This is a genomic window from Nitrospira sp. (assembly GCA_015709715.1).
In the GTDB taxonomy this organism is placed as follows: Bacteria; Nitrospirota; Nitrospiria; order Nitrospirales; family Nitrospiraceae; genus Nitrospira_A.
This window is the reverse complement of record CP054184.1, coordinates 394,032-409,723: the sequence shown is the minus strand read 5'-3', so window position 1 is coordinate 409,723 and position 15,692 is coordinate 394,032. Positions and strand designations below refer to the sequence as shown.

The 15,692-nt window shown below is 58.5% G+C and carries 14 protein-coding genes; 13 read left to right on the top strand and 1 reads right to left on the bottom strand.

Annotation, left to right across the window (positions count from 1 at the left end):
• Positions 1 to 5 precede the first annotated feature (5 nt).
• From tssH to HRU82_01885, 9 genes are all read left to right on the top strand, one after another.
• Positions 6 to 2,645 carry a type VI secretion system ATPase TssH gene (gene tssH / locus HRU82_01925; GenBank protein QOJ33779.1) on the top strand — a complete coding sequence of 880 codons (2,640 nt, stop codon included), beginning with the start codon at positions 6 to 8 and terminating at the stop codon, positions 2,643 to 2,645.
• Positions 2,646 to 2,659: 14 nt separating this feature from the next.
• Positions 2,660 to 4,792: a type VI secretion system tip protein VgrG gene (gene tssI, locus HRU82_01920; GenBank protein QOJ33778.1), complete on the top strand. Its 2,133-nt coding sequence runs from the start codon at positions 2,660 to 2,662 to the stop codon at positions 4,790 to 4,792.
• A gap of 23 nt (positions 4,793 to 4,815) precedes the next feature.
• Positions 4,816 to 5,325: a hypothetical protein gene (locus HRU82_01915; protein ID QOJ33777.1), complete on the top strand. Its 510-nt coding sequence runs from the start codon at positions 4,816 to 4,818 to the stop codon at positions 5,323 to 5,325.
• A 12-nt stretch (positions 5,326 to 5,337) separates the two neighbouring features.
• Positions 5,338 to 6,372: a DUF2169 domain-containing protein gene (locus HRU82_01910; GenBank protein ID QOJ33776.1), complete on the top strand. Its 1,035-nt coding sequence runs from the start codon at positions 5,338 to 5,340 to the stop codon at positions 6,370 to 6,372.
• Positions 6,373 to 6,407: 35 nt separating this feature from the next.
• The gene (locus HRU82_01905) at positions 6,408 to 7,436 is read left to right on the top strand and encodes a hypothetical protein (protein QOJ37080.1); all 1,029 of its coding nucleotides are present in this window, start codon (positions 6,408 to 6,410) and stop codon (positions 7,434 to 7,436) included.
• A 25-nt stretch (positions 7,437 to 7,461) separates the two neighbouring features.
• On the top strand, positions 7,462 to 7,842 hold the full coding sequence (locus tag HRU82_01900) for a DUF4150 domain-containing protein (GenBank protein QOJ33775.1): 381 nt from the start codon (positions 7,462 to 7,464) through the stop codon (positions 7,840 to 7,842).
• A 43-nt stretch (positions 7,843 to 7,885) separates the two neighbouring features.
• Positions 7,886 to 8,776 (top strand): AHH domain-containing protein, encoded by an 891-nt coding sequence (locus HRU82_01895; protein ID QOJ33774.1) that lies wholly within the window; start codon positions 7,886 to 7,888, stop codon positions 8,774 to 8,776.
• Positions 8,777 to 8,788: 12 nt separating this feature from the next.
• Positions 8,789 to 9,337, top strand: coding sequence for a hypothetical protein (locus HRU82_01890; GenBank protein ID QOJ33773.1), 549 nt, complete (start codon positions 8,789 to 8,791; stop codon positions 9,335 to 9,337).
• 123 nt (positions 9,338 to 9,460) lie between these two features.
• On the top strand, positions 9,461 to 9,778 hold the full coding sequence (locus HRU82_01885; protein QOJ33772.1) for a hypothetical protein: 318 nt from the start codon (positions 9,461 to 9,463) through the stop codon (positions 9,776 to 9,778).
• Here HRU82_01885 and HRU82_01880 read toward each other — a convergent pair.
• Entirely contained in the window at positions 9,717 to 10,145 is a 429-nt protein-coding gene (locus HRU82_01880; GenBank protein QOJ33771.1) for a type II toxin-antitoxin system VapC family toxin, read from the bottom strand. The two genes, HRU82_01885 and HRU82_01880, sit on opposite strands and share 62 nt — an antisense overlap.
• A 348-nt stretch (positions 10,146 to 10,493) precedes the next feature.
• On the opposite strand from HRU82_01880, the gene HRU82_01875 reads away from it, so the two are divergent.
• The 4 genes from HRU82_01875 (at position 10,494) to HRU82_01860 (ending at position 15,656) form a co-directional block, all read left to right on the top strand.
• Positions 10,494 to 11,741 carry a TIGR02270 family protein gene (locus tag HRU82_01875; protein QOJ33770.1) on the top strand — a complete coding sequence of 416 codons (1,248 nt, stop codon included), beginning with the start codon at positions 10,494 to 10,496 and terminating at the stop codon, positions 11,739 to 11,741.
• Positions 11,742 to 11,780: 39 nt separating this feature from the next.
• Positions 11,781 to 13,067: an ABC transporter substrate-binding protein gene (locus tag HRU82_01870; GenBank protein ID QOJ33769.1), complete on the top strand. Its 1,287-nt coding sequence runs from the start codon at positions 11,781 to 11,783 to the stop codon at positions 13,065 to 13,067.
• A gap of 100 nt (positions 13,068 to 13,167) precedes the next feature.
• Positions 13,168 to 13,986: a uracil-DNA glycosylase gene (locus HRU82_01865; GenBank protein ID QOJ33768.1), complete on the top strand. Its 819-nt coding sequence runs from the start codon at positions 13,168 to 13,170 to the stop codon at positions 13,984 to 13,986.
• Positions 13,983 to 15,656 carry an amidohydrolase family protein gene (locus HRU82_01860; protein QOJ33767.1) on the top strand — a complete coding sequence of 558 codons (1,674 nt, stop codon included), beginning with the start codon at positions 13,983 to 13,985 and terminating at the stop codon, positions 15,654 to 15,656. Before HRU82_01865 ends, HRU82_01860 begins: the two co-directional genes overlap by 4 nt.
• The last annotated feature ends 36 nt before the right edge of the window (positions 15,657 to 15,692 follow it).

Below are 15,692 nucleotides of genomic sequence, written 5' to 3'. Positions count from 1 at the left end.
GAGCCATGGATGTGGTGGATAGGCGATCCTTGATTCGCCGCTTGAATCGCTTGTGCAGCCGATCACTTGAGTCCGCAGCGGGGCTTTGCTTGTCTCGCACGCATTATGAAGTAGCCGTCGAGCATCTGCTGGTGCAACTGCTCGACGACCCCACCGCCGACATCCAGGTGATCCTGTCCCATTTCGAGATCGAGCCGGCTCGGGTGCAGAAGGCCCTGCAGCGGGCTCTGGAAGAGTTCAAGTCAGGGAACGCGGCCAAGCCCGTGTTCTCCCCGCGACTCATCGAATGGCTGCAGGAGGCCTGGCTGATCGGATCGATTGATCTGAACCTGACCGAGATCCGGTCTGGGGCGTTGTTCCTGGCCATGGTCAGGGACCTCGGCCGTTTCGCCTATGGCTTCGGGGATGAGCTGCTGCAACCGGTCCGTGCCGATGAACTCACCCACAAGTTTTTCGACATTACCGCGAAATCGTCGGAAGGCGAAGCGGCGAAGGCGGCAGCGAAGGGCGGGGCTGAGGGGCGGGGCGCGGAGACAGCGCTGGGTCGGTTCACGGTGGACTTTACGGCACGGGCCCGCGCCAACGGCATCGATCCGGTCTTCGGACGGGATCGGGAAATTCGGCAGATGATCGATATCTTGGCCCGACGGCGCAAGAACAATCCCATCGTCGTGGGGGAGGCCGGGGTGGGAAAGACGGCGGTCGTCGAAGGATTGGCCTTGCGGATCGTGCAACATGATGTGCCGGATCTGCTCAAGAATATGGACATGCTGGCGCTGGATTTGGGATTGCTCCAGGCCGGCGCCGGGGTTCGGGGCGAGTTCGAGCATCGCCTGAAGTCCGTCATCGATGAAGTGAAGGCCTCTCCGAAACCTATCATTCTCTTCATCGACGAGGCCCATATGCTGGTGGGCTCGGGGAGCACGGCGGGGATGGGTGATGCCGCCAATCTGCTCAAGCCGGCCCTGGCGCGGGGCGAATTGCGCACGATCGCCGCCACGACCTGGTCGGAGTACAAGAAGTATTTCGAAAAGGATGCGGCATTGGCCCGGCGCTTCCAGCTCGTGAAGCTTGAGGAGCCGTCCGAAACCGATGCCATTCTGGTGTTGCGCGGCCTGCGGAGCAAGTACGAAGAGGCCCATCAGGTACAGGTCTTGGATGAAGGTGTCGTCGCGGCGGCGCGCATGTCCAGCCGGTATATTTCAGGACGCCAACTTCCGGATAAGGCGGTGGATTTGTTGGACACGGCTGCGGCTCGGATCAAGATCGGGCTGACCAGCAAACCGGACCGTCTGGAAGACATCGAACGGACGATCCAAGCGCTGGAACGGGAACAAGGCGCTCATCGACGCGATCTGCTCAGCGGGGTGCCGGTGGAACCGGAGCGGATTAGCGCGCTGGGTGAGGCCATCGCGAAACGAAGGCAGGAACTGGAGCAGTTAGAGGCGCGGTGGCGCGAGGAGAAAGTGTTGGCGGAATCGGTCTTGGCCCTGCGGGGAAAAATACAGGCGGAAGGGGCTCAGGGCGCAGAGCGCTATCGTTCCGACTGGGACCGCGCCAAGGCCGATTTGCGCAAGATTCAGGGGAAGGATCCGCTGATCAGGATCGAAGTGGATACGGATGTCGTGGCCGAGGTCGTATCCGATTGGACCGGCATCCCCGTGGGCCGCATGGTCAGGGACGAAGCCCAGACGATTCTGCAGTTGGATGAGCGGCTCAAGACGAGAATCAAGGGCCAAGACCATGCGATCGAGGCCATCGCGAGAGGAATCAGGGCTTCCAAGGCCGGCATCGGGAATCCGGCCACTCCGATCGGCGTGTTTCTGTTCGTGGGCCCCAGCGGTGTGGGAAAGACGGAGACGGGGTTGGCCGTGGCGGAGGCGCTGTTCGGCGGCGAGCGATTCGTCGTCACGCTGAACATGTCGGAGTTTCAGGAGAAGCACACGGTCTCGCGACTCATCGGTTCACCGCCCGGGTATGTGGGATACGGCGAAGGCGGCGCCTTGACCGAGGCGGTCCGGCAGCGGCCCTATTCGGTCGTGCTGCTCGACGAGGTGGAAAAGGCCGACCCTGAAGTCATGAACATTTTCTATCAGGTCTTCGACAAGGGCATGTTGGCCGACGGCGAAGGCCGGGTCATCGATTTCAAGAACACGGTGATCTTCATGACCAGTAACCTGGCCTCGGACATGATCTTCCAACTGTGCGCGCGCGGGACGCGGCCCTCGCCGGACGAGGTGACCGCCGCCATCAGGCCGCTGTTGAGCCGTCACTTTAAGCCGGCGCTGCTGGCCCGGATGACCATCGTGCCGTTCTACCCGATCGATGCAGCGGCGATGAAAATGATCGTGGAGTTGAAGCTGGCCCGCCTGGCCCAGCGGCTCATGGAGAGCCATCGGATTGCCTTCGACTACGAGTCGGCCGTGGTCGAACAGATCGTGCGGCGTTGCAACGAGGTCGAAACCGGGGCGCGCAACATCGACCATATCATGCAGGGGTCGTTGCTCCCGCGTGTCTCGACGGAAATCCTCTCGCGTCTGGGAGAAGGCCGCCTGCCTGAGCGGCTCAGCCTGACCTTGGCGGCGGACGGCGATTTCAACCTCGCATTCTCGGAGCGCCAGGCCGTGGCCTTGGTGCAAGGATAAGGACCATGCCTCTCATGGACACACACACCGACGCGCCCCATCTTTTCAAAGTCGGCGCCTACTCAGGCGACAAGCTCCGAGTCATTCGCTTCGAGGGGAGCGAGGGCCTGTCTCAAGTATTTCGCTTCAGCCTGGACCTTGCCTCGTCCGACCCAAAGATTGATTTCGATCAAGTCATCGGCCAGCCGGCCCTGCTGACGGCGCGAGGGAGCATGGGCATCAGGCTCCTCCACGGACTGGTCAGCTCCTTCGAGCAGACGGGCAAAGAGGGGAAATGGAGCCTCTACCGGGCCGAGGTGGTGCCGGGAATCTGGAAACTCGGCCTTCGAACCAATTGCAGGATTTTCCAGGAGAAGACGATCCCGGACATCATCAAGGAAGTTCTGCTCGATGCAGGCCTGACCGCCAACCAATTTCGGTTCGCGCTGAATTCCGGCCGGTACAAGAGCCGGACCTATTGCGTCCAGTACGGCGAGTCCGATCTGAACTTCATCAGCCGGCTCATGGAGCAGTATGGGATCTGGTACTACTTCGAGCACCGGGAAACGAGCCACGTCCTGGTCCTGGGCGACGACCCCTCCGCCGCAGCGACGCTGCCCGGTGCATCTTCCATCCGATACCACGCGCCCGCGACCGCCGGCCTCTCGACCGACGAACATATCGCCTTCTTCTCCTACCACCGCGAGATCCGATGCGGCGCTGTGAAGTTACGGGATTTCGACTTCGAAAAGCCGCGACTGACCGTCACCGGGGACGCGCAGGCCAAGATGGACGGTAAGTTGGAGGACTACGAATATCTCGGTGAATGCCGCGACAGCAGTGAGAGGAATCTGTTGGCCAAGGTGCGGTTGGAAGAGGCGCAGGCGGTCGGGCAGCTGGGAATGGGGCACAGTGATTGTTGCCGGATCATCCCCGGCTACCGCTTCACGATGGAACAATGCCATCGGTCTGATCTGAACCGCGAGTATCTGACCGTGGGGGTGACACACAAGGGGACCCAATCGCAGTCGTTGGGGGCTGAGACGGGAACGGTCGCGAATGAGCCCGCCTATCACAATGAGTTCCACTGCATTCCTTCCGATGTGCCCTTCCGTCCTGCTGCGATCACGCCGAGGCCCACGATCCAAGGGCCGCAAACGGCCATCGTGGTCGGGCCGAAGGGAGAGGAGATTTACACGGATAAGCATGGGCGGGTGAAGGTTCAATTTCATTGGGATCGCGAGGGGAACCGGGACGAAAAGAGTTCCTGCTGGGTGCGGGTGGCGCAGGTCTGGGCCGGCACGAGTTGGGGTGCCATGTTCATTCCACGGATCGGGCAGGAAGTGCTGGTGGAATTTCTGGAAGGAGACCCCGACCAGCCGATTGTGACAGGACGCGTGTACAACGGCGACAACATGCCGCCCTACGCGCTGCCGAGTGAAAAGACCAAGAGCACCCTCAAGTCCAATAGCTCCATCGGCGGCGGAGGGTCGAACGAGATTCGATTCGAAGATGGGAAGGACAAGGAAGAAATTTTTCTTCATGGCCAAAAGGACTGGACGATCGCCATCGAGAACGACAAGAACCAAACGGTCGGCCATGACGAAACATTGGCCGTGACGAACAATCGCACCAAGACGGTGGGCGTGGACCAGAGCGAGACGGTCGGGGCGAACAAAACGATCCAAGTCGGGGCGAACCATACGGAGAGCATCGGCGGCGCCGAATCCATCACGGTGGGCAAGGGCTCGGCTCACACCGTTGCGTTGGCTCGGGCCTTGACGATCGGTGGCGCCTATCAGGTCAGCGTCGGCGCGGCCATGAACGAGACGGTGGGCGGCGCCAAGGCTGAAGAGATCGGTGGCGCGAAGACGGTCGTGGTCGGAGCCTTGAGCAGCGAGAACGTGGCAAAGAATAAGTCTGTGGATGTTGGCGAAAGCATCACCGAGAACGCCAGCAAAAACATCGGCATCACGGCGGGCGACAATGTGACCATCTCGGCCGGCAAGAATATGGTCTTGAACGCGGGGGACCAAATCACGATCAAGACTGGGAGCGCCTCCATCACGATGAAGAGCAACGGGGACATCGTGATCAAGGGCGGAAAGATCACCATCAACGCGTCCGGAGATCTGGCTTTGAAGGGTTCGAAGATTACTCAAAACTAACAGGTGAATTCGGGGGGGGAGATATGGCCGGCAATCAGCACTCCATGGAAGAAGTCGAAACCACAGAGGCGTATGAAGCCCGGTTTATGTTCCCTTGCATCGGTCATGTCGCTGGCTGGAATGACTCGGGGGAAATCCTTGTTGATTATGAGGGCCGGAGGAACATGCCCGTCAGGATCGTCTCAGGTGTGATGGGCAGTGATCCGGCCGAACGAAGAACTAAGGGGCAAGGAGTCCTTCTGGTGTTCGAGGGAGGCGATCCCGACCATCCCATTATTGTTGGCGTCCTAGAAGACCGCTTGGAAAGAATGGCATCAATGGTTGTGACATCGGATGAGCCGGAGAAGCCGAAGGAAATGGTGATCGACGGGGAACGGCTCATCATCGAAGGTAGAGAGGAAATCGTCCTGCGATGCGGCAGTGGCAGCATGACACTTCGAAAGGACGGCAAGATTGTCATCAGGGGTACCCACATATTGTCGCGATCTTCCGGGCCGCATAGGATCCAAGGGGGAAGCGTCAGTATCAATTAAAAGGAATGAGCTGTGCTTCAACTGAAGAACACGACTCCGTTTCCAGCCTCGATGGCAGTCTTCCCGAACGAGCAGGGAATAGACACCCTGTACGTGGTGATCAAAGCGACCTTTGAGCTCGGGGAGACGCTCGAAATCGCCCCAAAGCAGCAACCGATCATCCCTGCGGACGAGTACTGGGGCCAACCGGGAGCGTCGAGCGTGAAATACGCTTCCGAAATGCACCTTACCAAGCCATCGACGGATGTGGTGTTGATGGGCGAGGCCTGCGCACCGGACCAGCGGGAGGTGACTCAACTCGATGTGTCTGTGACCATAGCCGATCGCAAGAAGGTCGTCCGTGTATTCGGAGATAGACAATGGAAAGGCGGACCCTTTTGGCTTCGCATGACCAGCCCGGCGCCCTTTCGCTCGATGCCGCTCGTGTACGAGCGGGCATTCGGGGGAATCCATGATCGGACTGCCGAACAGAAGGGAATTCTGTATGAGGCCCGGAACCCAGTCGGATCTGGGTTCACGGGAAAGAGGCGACGAAAGGACATCAAGGGCATGCCAATCCCAAACCTCGAAGACCCGGCCGATCTCATATCGGGGCATAGCGCCAGGCCTCGCCCCGCAGGGTTTGGATATATCGCTCCCTCCTGGGAGCCAAGAAAATCCTTTGCCGGGACCTATGACGAGACTTGGCAAAAGAAGCGAGCGCCCTATTTGCCCCAAGACTTCAATCCACGGTTCTTCAACATGGCCCACCCCGACTTGGTGTGTGACGGCTATTTGAAGGGCGGCGAGCCGGTGGAAGTGCTCAATGCGTCGCCCCATGGACCATTCAAGTGCAAGTTGCCGGCCTACCGCCTTGAGGCAATCGTACGGGTGGCGGGGAAAAACCAGACGCCGCCGCTCAATCTAGAAACCGTGCTGATTGAGCCGGGCGAGGCACGCCTCTCGATGCTGTGGCGAGCAGCCGTGCCCTGCGATAAGCAAGTGCTCAAAGTCGAGCAGATCGACATAGGAATCCAGAAATTGGATCTTGAAGCCAAGGCAGCCTGATGTCTGAGCAAGGAGCGGCAATCCTGTCTCTTGGCATGATCTCAGCGGTGGGGATCGGAGCCCAGCAGACGGCCTCCTCGGTCAGGGCCGGTATCTCGCGGTTCTGCGAAACGTCGATCTATGATAGACGGTTCCAACCCTTCACCATGGCCCTCGTTCCGGATGAATGTCTTCCACCGCTCGAACGGTCGTTGGAAGAAACCATCGGCATGACGGCACGTCAGGCCAGAATGTTAAGACTCGCAGCACCGGCGTTGAGCGAGGTTCTGAGAGGAATGTCGAATGTGGGGGAAATCCCGGTCCTGCTCGGCACGCCGGAGTCTTTGCCGAACCGTGCCGATCCCGCGGGAGAGAAGTTTCTTGATCAGCTCGCAACGCAGTCCGGTCTGAAGTTCAATCTCGCGCGAAGCAAGATGTTTCCGCATGGTCGCGCGGCAGGCCTGTTGGCGCTTCGAGAGGCCCTCGCGCGATTGCAGTCCGGCGAAAATAGCTCTGTGATCGTAGGTGGGGTCGACACTTATCTGGACCTTTATCTACTTGGCACGCTCGATATGGAAGGTCGGATCCTGGCCAAAGGCGTGATGGACGGATTCGTGCCGGGTGAAGGGGCGGCTTTCTTATTGCTCACGGCTCCATACAAAAGCACTTCAGACCAAGGTCAAATCTCAAGGATTGCCGGTGCCGCGACTGGGGTCGAGAAGGGCCATCGATATAGTGAAGAACCGTATCGAGGCGACGGACTCGCGAGCACGATCCAAGAGCTCTTCGCTGCCATCCCATCCGTTAAAGACAACGTGCAGACAGTGTTAGCCGGCTTCAACGGCGAGAATTTCTGGTCCAAGGAGTGGGGCGTCGCCTATCTCCGAAGCAAGGAGCGGTTCCAAGAGAACGTCAGAATAGAACATCCGGCTGACTGTTTCGGGGATCCCGGCGCGGCGCTAGGTCCATTGATGCTGGGTTTAGGAGCGGTCGGAATGCAGAAAGGTTATCTCGATGGCCCCTGCCTCGTGTGGTGCTCGTCCGACCGCCAAGAACGAGGGGCAGCCCTGATTCATATGAACTGAACAATCACTGGTGGGTGAGGCTCGTATGGCATCGATCTTTGCGAATTGTCGTGGTGTCGTCCATAAGCGTAGCGGAGGAACGAGCACGGTCTTTCCGGATGTCTGTAAGACGCCCACGCCAGGCGGACCGGTTCCCATTCCCTATCCGAACATCGGCATGTCCTCGAACACGTCGGGCGGTCCTAAAAGCGTAAAAACTGACGGGCAGATGCCGATGGTGAAGGGCGCCACCTATAAAATGACCAGCGGCGACGAGGCGGGCAACGCTGGTGGAGGTGTCGTCAGTAATTCCTTCAAGGGCGAAGCAGAGTTCATGATGTACTCGTTCGATGTGAAGTTCGAAGGGAAGAACGTGTGCCGGTTGGGAGATCCGCTGTTTCACAATAAGAAGAATATCATGGGCTAAATTACAGCTATTTACAGGTAGTTGCCTCTAGGAGATGACAGGTATGGATATTGGGGAACAAGTCGCTAATGCATTTGAGCGCTCTCTCGCAAGCGATAAGTACTGCGATGGCAAGAAAAGGGATCCGAAACCTTGGAAATCTCGCATCAATGAATGGGGTACTTATAAGGACTGCTCGGGAGCGCGGTTATATCGAAATATGGAGAAGGATACGGATAAGAAACAGGGCTACCTTGGAGGCCCGACGCCCTTTATCGCTAAGCCCGGAGTCACTGGTTATAGATGGTCCTTTGACAATCTGAGTTCCACGCATTTTCCGGTACAGGCACATCACCTCATTCCAAAGAATCACTTGCCGGGACACCCAGTGTGTACATTTCTTGCGAAAGGATATACGAAAAGCAAGAAGTACCAACTGGCTGCGGATACTTTTTACGACACTGATCATGCAAACAATGGTTACTGTTTGCCGTATGCAACGCCATTAGTGGAGTGGAGATCCGCAGATGGTGACGACAACCTTAAGCTCACAATTGCTTTCGAAGTAATGGAAATAACCAATCGGCAGTTACATCAGGGGTCTCATCGCGCTGCAGCCTATGAGGCACCAGTGGATGATGACGAAGAGGCAAGAATCCACGCTAATGGATATTTAGATACGGTCGATAACCTTCTCCGTCGGGTGCAAAATTCTGCCCAAGCACACATGGATTCGTGTTCTATATGTAAGCCCGACTCGGGAAAGAAGACGGTACAGCCGCTTGAATCATTAGTGCAACATATGGATCAAGTTTCTGGGATTATTAAGTCACTCATCGATGCTAACAGAATATTTATAAGTAAACCCGCATCTCTATGGTGGAGTGACCGACTGAAGAAACTTGCCCTGCCCAAATGGATGAAGGGCAATCAACCAAAGTCGCCTACCCGATGAGGTCAAGTGATCATGTACTATCGCCTTGGTGCAAATCTCAACCTCTACTCCGGTTATATGCATAAAGAAGACAACTATGATGAGACTTTAATGTCTGGTGAAAAGGTAAATGAAGAAGAGCTGACTCTACCATGGCCTTTTTCTTTGGCAAGTGACGAAAGTGATCAATTGGAGCTTAGTGATTATTACCCCGGCGCAGAGCTCATGAGTGCACGTCTAGTTGAAACACTGCGAGCTGCAGGGGTGGACAACCTTCAGACATTTCCTGCCGTTGTATCCGACACTCGGAGGGACCGAAGAATTGATAATTACCTCGTCGTCAATGTCATAGGCTTGGTCGCGGTAGCCAATATGTCCACTTCAATAAGCAGACCACTGGCGGATGTGCAGTTTTTTGAAAGCTTGACCATAGATCCTGCGAAAGCCCTCGATCTGCTCATGTTTCGGCTTGCGGAATCGCGAGGGGATGTTATCGTGAGCGAGAGGGTCGCAAAACGAATTCAAGAAGGTCGATTTATAGATGTTACTTTAGAACCACTGGCAGAAGCGACTGACACATAGCATAAATGTGCTTATTAGAGGACAAAGAATAAGGGGATGATAGGGGTTAAGTGCTGCTTTCCAATTTTGTCTGAAGCATGGAATGTACGTCGATGGAAGATTGGCTTCTGCTGGCGTTGCTTTATGAAACAGCTCATCGACAGCATTGTTCAGCAACACGCCGAAGAAGCCGCCTTTCTCTGGCTGCTTCGCAACAATGCTATCCATGCGCCACACTATGCGCTGAAAGACCTCGCCAAGCTGGATGATCGTGTCGAGACGCATCTCGATGGATTGCGGATCGCCGGCGATGCGGGATGGAAAGTCTGCAAAGAAGGGTTGGGTCAGAAAGCGGCTGACGAAGTGTTCGCGGCAGCCATTGTCCTGAGCAGCACTTCTGTCACTGCAAAGGGTGGCGGCAGCGCAAGCCTGGAAAGCGGCGGTAGTCGCGGTCAGTGGTGACCCATTCGCTCCCGCTTTCGATAGCCAGTGCAGCCAAGTACGCATCGGGCACGAGATTTCCCTTGGCGTCGGCTTCCTTACAGAGACGACAAAAGATGTCCCAGTGGCGGGGACCTGGAGCAATGGCCATACAGTTAGGTTGGCCGCGTAGTTCCTGTGCAAACGCAATCGCCTGGTGAATGGTGCTGCGGGGAGTAAACACTTTCGGATGCGTGACAATGCGGATAAAACCGCTCAGCACGATGTCCGAAAGGCCGTAAGCTTGGTCGGAATTAATCAGGTCTTCGAGCCAACTCAGGTACGCGCGATGATCCGGAGCGTCTTCCCGGTGTGCATATACGAGAACGTTCACATCAAGCAGAATCACGCGGCTCTTCCATCATGGTCAGTAAGGAGGCGGAATCATCCAAGTCAATGCCCGGTCGGACGCCGTGGCCCTTGACCGTTGTGAGCTTTACGTGAGTTCGTCGTACCTTGGGATGACGTGTGGCGAGGGCTTGACGCAAGGCATCTTCGATGAAACCGGTCAGAGTTCGACCCGTTTCTTGAGCATAGCGCTTGGCTGACTGAAGTAAGTGATCGTCTAGACGGACAGTTGTTCGCATATGTCAGAGCATATTTACAGAGCATCAGTATGTCAAGCAGGAGTTCGACCATCAACGGCTTGAGCCGATAAAGAGAACGGCCGTCTTTTTAGACTGTTTGAACGGAACAGATGGCACCGATTATTGTATCTATTGTCAGTCAGCACGCTGAAGAAGCCGCATTTCTCTGGCTCCTTCGCAACAACGCCGTCCATGCGCCGCACTATGCGCTGAAAGATCTGGCCAAGCTGGATGACCGGATCGAGGCGCATCTTGATGGACTGCGCATTGCCGGCGATGCGGGGTGGGAATTCTGCAGAGAAGGGTTGGGGCAGCGAGAGCCTGGCGAGGTCTTCGCAGCGGCGGTGCTGGCGTTTGAAAGCGGGGATGGGAATCGGATCAACGAGGTGCTTTCAGTCGGGGGCGCGTCCATGGAACTGTCTCGCGGACTCGTCTCGGCGCTCGGCTGGATTCCCTTTGCACAGGCTTCCCCCCATATCCAACGACTGCTGACGGCTGAATCATCCATTCAGAGGCAGATTGGGATTGCTGCCTCTGCGGTGCATCGCCAAGACCCCGGTGCTGCGTTGCTCGATAGTCTCTCTGCGACCGATCTCTCGCTGAAGGCTCGATCCCTGAAGGCTGTTGGCGAGCTCGGGCGCAACGACCTACTCCCAGTCGTGAAATCCAATCTCAATAGTGAAGATCCAACCAGCCGCTTTTGGGCTGCTTGGTCCGGCGCTTTGCTTGGTGAACCTTCCGCCATTCCGGTCTTGCAGCGTCTGGCTGAGCAGGGTGGAGAAAGGGCCGAATCAGCCTGCGCGATGGCGCTGAGGCGGATGCCCCTTCAGGCGGCCCACGAGTGGCAGCGTGAATTGGCCGGCCGACCCGAGACCCTCCGCATGGCGGTGCAAGGACTTGGCGTGATCGGCGATCCGGCCGGGATTCCCTGGCTGATCGAACGGATGGCGAAGCCGGAGGTCGCTCGCGTGGCGGGAGAATCCTTCACGATGATCACCGGTACCGATCTGGCCTACGAAGATCTGGAAGGCGAGAAACCGGAGGGCTTCGAAGCAGGCCCAACGGAAAATCCGGAAGACGAGAACATCGAGATCGATCCAGACGAAGATTTGCCTTGGCCCAATCCTCAATTGGTCGAACGATGGTGGGCCAGTCACCGGCTCGGGTTCACGAATGGAACGCGTTATTTGTTGGGCAAGCCGATGACGGTCGACTGGTTCAATGAAGTGTTACGGACAGGGAAACAACGGCAACGCACAGCCGCCGCGATCGAACTATCCATGCGCGAGCCGGGAAGACCGCTCTTCAATACCAGCGCCCCAGGATTTCGGCAGCAGGTCTTGCTCCAGGTGAGGTAGCGTGGCCGTGGCTTGCCCTTACACAGGGGACCGCGTTCGATGTATGGCTCATCGTCCAATCGAACAGTCGCTCCTTCCAGAATCGTTGCTTTCCTGATCGTCCTCTTCGTTGCCGCCGCCTGTCAGGCTCCTCCGAATCAGAAGCCAGGCCCACCGGTCTCGCCTCCATTGTTGTCTCGTCCCGCCCAAGCCGACGCCGTCCCGTTGTACAGGGTCGGCGCGCTGCTGCCCCTCACCGGTCCCATGGCGGCCTACGGCCAGGAATGCCTCCATGGGGTTGAGCTTGCCGTAGACCGTTGGAACCGCGAGGGTGGGACGGTGGTCAGACTGGTTGTGCGAGACACGAGAGGCGACAGGGCTGTGCAACAACCTCTGAACGTCTTACTGGACGAACCGCGGCTGTCGGGGGTGATCGGTCCCCTCGCGTCTCAGCAGTTGGAGGAAGCCGCGAGGCTCGTTGAGGGAGCCCACGTGCCGCTCATCACCCCTGCGGCCACACGATCTGATGTGCGGCAGCTCAGTCCTTACGCATTCAGCACCGCGTTGACCTACCCATTGCAAGCGGAAGGGATCGTGGCCTACGCGATGGGCCGCTTGGGCTATCGGCGGTTCGCGGTCATCCATCCTGCAGCCGGCTACGGGCGACAACTCGCGCAATCATTCGCGGAAGAGGTGCGTCGACGGGGCGGGGAGGTGGTCGACGTGGAGTCTTACCAGGAGGAGGAACAAGATTTTACCGCTCAGGTCACGCGCTTGAAAGTTGCGGTTCGGAGGCGTCTACAAGACGATAGTCGGGCTCACGAAAGAAGACCATCCGGGGCCAGCGTAGCTCAAAAGAAGCATGGCACTCCATCGCGTCGAGGGCTCGATGCCATCTACTTGCCTGGAGCCTTTCGTCAGGCTGCCCTGATTGCCGCCCAATTGCGCTTTCAGGATGTGAAGGTGCGGCTGCTTGGCAGCAGTGCCTGGCACAGCCCAGACCTGGCGAACTTTCCCGAGAGGTCACTGTTGGGGGGCATCTTCGTCGACAGTTTTTTTGCGGAGAGCAAAGCGCCGGCCGTTCAAGCATTTGTCGAGGCCTATCGGCTCCGCTACCATGCTGAACCGACTCCCTTCGCCGCCCAGGCCTATGAAGCCACCGAGCTGATTCTGGCTGGAATCCGTGCAGGGGGCACAGCCGGCAAGCGGCTTCGTGCGTACTTAGAGCAAGCCGATGCGCTTCCGGCGCTGCTGGGACCCGCCTCCTTCAATGCGAAAGGTGTGCTGAATCGAAGGTTGGTTCTGCTGCAGGTCGGGGAGAAGGGGCAGCTGGAGCAGATACAGTGAACCAATCTCGCCTGAGATTCCGATGGCGGCCTCTTCTCAGATCGCTCAGGATATGGCATGAAGGGGTGCCCAGAGGTCCTTATAAGTCGAGGAGGAACATATGACGACAGCATTCGATCCTGGCTATGGGCAGGAACCGTTCAAGGGCCTTTGTGAAGACTATCCGGATGAGACCGTCTATCCGGCGAAGGACTTTCGCATGGAATGGGGACCGATTTTCCACCGGGGGCGATTGGATGGCTCGGCGCGCGTCCTCCTGATCGGCCAAGATCCGGCGCAGAACGAGACGATCGTGCGCCGCATTCTCGTCGGGGAGGCGGGCCAGCGCGTCCAGGGATTCTTGGCCAAGCTGGGCATCGAGCGTAGCTACGTGATGATCAACACGTTCCTGTACAGCGTCTACGGCAGCGTGAGTTCGAAACACAGGAAGGCGCCGGGGATCCTCGCCTACCGCCATCGGTGGCTGGATGCGCTGGTCACTCCTCAGGTCGAGGTGGTGATCGCGTTGGGCATGTTGGCCGACGAGGCCTGGCAGAAATGGCGGGCCACGCCGACCGGCCAGAATGCGACCGCCGCCTATGCGGCGATCACCCATCCCACGCAACCGGAGAGTTCGTCGAAGGGCGACAAGGAAAAATTGCGGACGGCCACCAAGGCGATGTTGAAAAAATGGAACGACGCGTTGGCCGTCCTTCACTCGGCGATCACGCAGCCGGATACCGTGCGTCCGTTGGTTCCATATGGCGAGGGGTGGCTGCCGGGGGATAAGGTGGCCATTCCGGATCAGGACTTTCCGCCGGGCTTGCCGGCCTGGATGCGGAATCAGGACAACTGGGCCCGTCGTGTGGGGGCGGATGCCCTGGCCAAGCGGCGCACGATTACGGTGACGGTTCCGAAGGGAATCGTGAGCCAGACATGAGCAAGCGCGCCACGAGAAAGGCCGGCTCCCACCCGATCGATCCCCTCATCGGTCCGAAACTCGCGCTCAGCGGCCGAGTGGTCATGATGGATGACGCCTTCACGGTCTTACCCCGTGGGGTGCTCTACATCGAACAGGGAGCGATCGTGGCGGTACGAGAGGCGGGGGAGGCTCCGCCGGAGGGATTTCAGACGGTCCCGGTGGTGAACAGCCGCGGCACCATCTTCCCCGGTCTCATCGAGCTCCACAACCATCTGGCCTACAACATCCTCCGTCTGTGGGCCGTCCCACGACGGTTTACGAACCGCGACCAATGGGCCGGGACCCCGGCCTACCGGGCCCTCATCAGCGGCCCGATGCAGATCCTCGGCAAGACGCCGGAATTGGTGCCGGCCTTGGTCCGTTACGTAGAGTGCAAGGGGCTCTTGGGCGGAGTGACGACCAGCCAAGGCATTCAGCTCTTCAGCAATGCGGGGCTCCGTCGCTTTTATGAGGGGCTGGTGCGGAACGTGGAACATACGAACGACGCAGCCCTGCCGGAAGCCCTAACCCGCGTGGCGGATGTCGAGGCGCGCAATGCCGCCAAATTCCTTGTACGACTCAAGAAGGCAAGTTGCTTCTTACTCCATCTGAGTGAAGGGATCGATGAGACTGCCCGCAAGCATTTCCTGGCGCTCAAGGTGGCGGACGACGAGTGGGCGATCGGGCGGTCATTGGCCGGGATCCACTGTGCTGCCCTTACGGTTGAAGATTTCGGGATTTTCGGAGAGCGCCAAGGAGCGATGATTTGGTCGCCGCTCAGCAATCTGCTGCTGTACGGGCAGACGGCCAGGATCAAGGCGGCCAAGGAAGCCGGCGTCCGGATCGGCCTTGGGTCCGATTGGTCGCCCTCCGGCAGCAAGAATCTCCTCTGCGAACTGAAGGTGGCGCGTTTGGTCAGTGAGCAGGAAGGGGGCCTGTTCACCGACCGGGATCTCGTCGCCATGGCCACGAGAGAGGCGGCGGCGATTCTGCGGTGGGACGCTGCGCTCGGATCGTTAGAGCCGGAGAAACGGGCGGATCTGCTCGTCGTGACCGGCACCACAGGCGATCCCTATGAGGCGTTGGTGACCGCCAAGGAAACGGCGATTCGTTTGGTCATGGTCAATGGAGTGGCCCGTTATGGGTTGCCCAGCCTTATGCGTGGACTGGGGGCGGTTGGAGAGGAGATCCGCGTGGGCGGACTTGCGCGACAGTTGTTCCTTGAGCAGGTGACGGCCGATCCCATGGTCGGGGCTGTGACCCTGAAAGCGGCTACCCAGGTGCTGAAGGAGGCCCTCCAACGCCTGCCGGAATTGGCGAGGGAACGGGAACAACCAGGGGCCGTCCCGCGCGCATTGGCGCGAAGCCTGGTCCGAGGCATGCCCAGGCAGGAGGAATGGACCTTGGCGCTCGATGAGTTGGAGGACACGGGGGTGGACCTGAGGCCGCGTTTGCCCCTCGCGGGTGAGCGAGAGCTGACGGGACCGACCAGGGTCGCCGTCCGCGCGGCCGAACCCCTGTCCAAGATTCTGATCCCGCTCGAACTCGACCCGCTCACGATCGCCGATGACAAGGCCTTTTTTCTCAACCTGGAGGATCAGCCTAATCTCCCTGCTTTCGTGAAGATCGGCCTGAAGGCGTTGAGCTGACACCCCTTCCATACACGCTGCTGCCTTCTGCTACAG

Excerpts from the sequence above, each read along its gene's own strand:
- HRU82_01865 (QOJ33768.1), top strand. The coding sequence starts at position 13,168 with ATGACGACAGCATTCGATCCTGGCTATGGGCAGGAACCGTTCAAGGGC.
- tssI (QOJ33778.1), top strand. The coding sequence starts at position 2,660 with ATGGACACACACACCGACGCGCCCCATCTTTTCAAAGTCGGCGCCTAC.
- tssH (QOJ33779.1), top strand. The coding sequence starts at position 6 with ATGGATGTGGTGGATAGGCGATCCTTGATTCGCCGCTTGAATCGCTTG.
- HRU82_01885 (QOJ33772.1), top strand. The coding sequence starts at position 9,461 with ATGAAACAGCTCATCGACAGCATTGTTCAGCAACACGCCGAAGAAGCC.
- HRU82_01915 (QOJ33777.1), top strand. The coding sequence starts at position 4,816 with ATGGCCGGCAATCAGCACTCCATGGAAGAAGTCGAAACCACAGAGGCG.
- HRU82_01875 (QOJ33770.1), top strand. The coding sequence starts at position 10,494 with ATGGCACCGATTATTGTATCTATTGTCAGTCAGCACGCTGAAGAAGCC.
- HRU82_01905 (QOJ37080.1), top strand. The coding sequence starts at position 6,408 with ATGATCTCAGCGGTGGGGATCGGAGCCCAGCAGACGGCCTCCTCGGTC.
- HRU82_01870 (QOJ33769.1), top strand. The coding sequence starts at position 11,781 with ATGTATGGCTCATCGTCCAATCGAACAGTCGCTCCTTCCAGAATCGTT.
- HRU82_01890 (QOJ33773.1), top strand. The coding sequence starts at position 8,789 with ATGTACTATCGCCTTGGTGCAAATCTCAACCTCTACTCCGGTTATATG.
- HRU82_01900 (QOJ33775.1), top strand. The coding sequence starts at position 7,462 with ATGGCATCGATCTTTGCGAATTGTCGTGGTGTCGTCCATAAGCGTAGC.
- HRU82_01860 (QOJ33767.1), top strand. The coding sequence starts at position 13,983 with ATGAGCAAGCGCGCCACGAGAAAGGCCGGCTCCCACCCGATCGATCCC.
- HRU82_01895 (QOJ33774.1), top strand. The coding sequence starts at position 7,886 with ATGGATATTGGGGAACAAGTCGCTAATGCATTTGAGCGCTCTCTCGCA.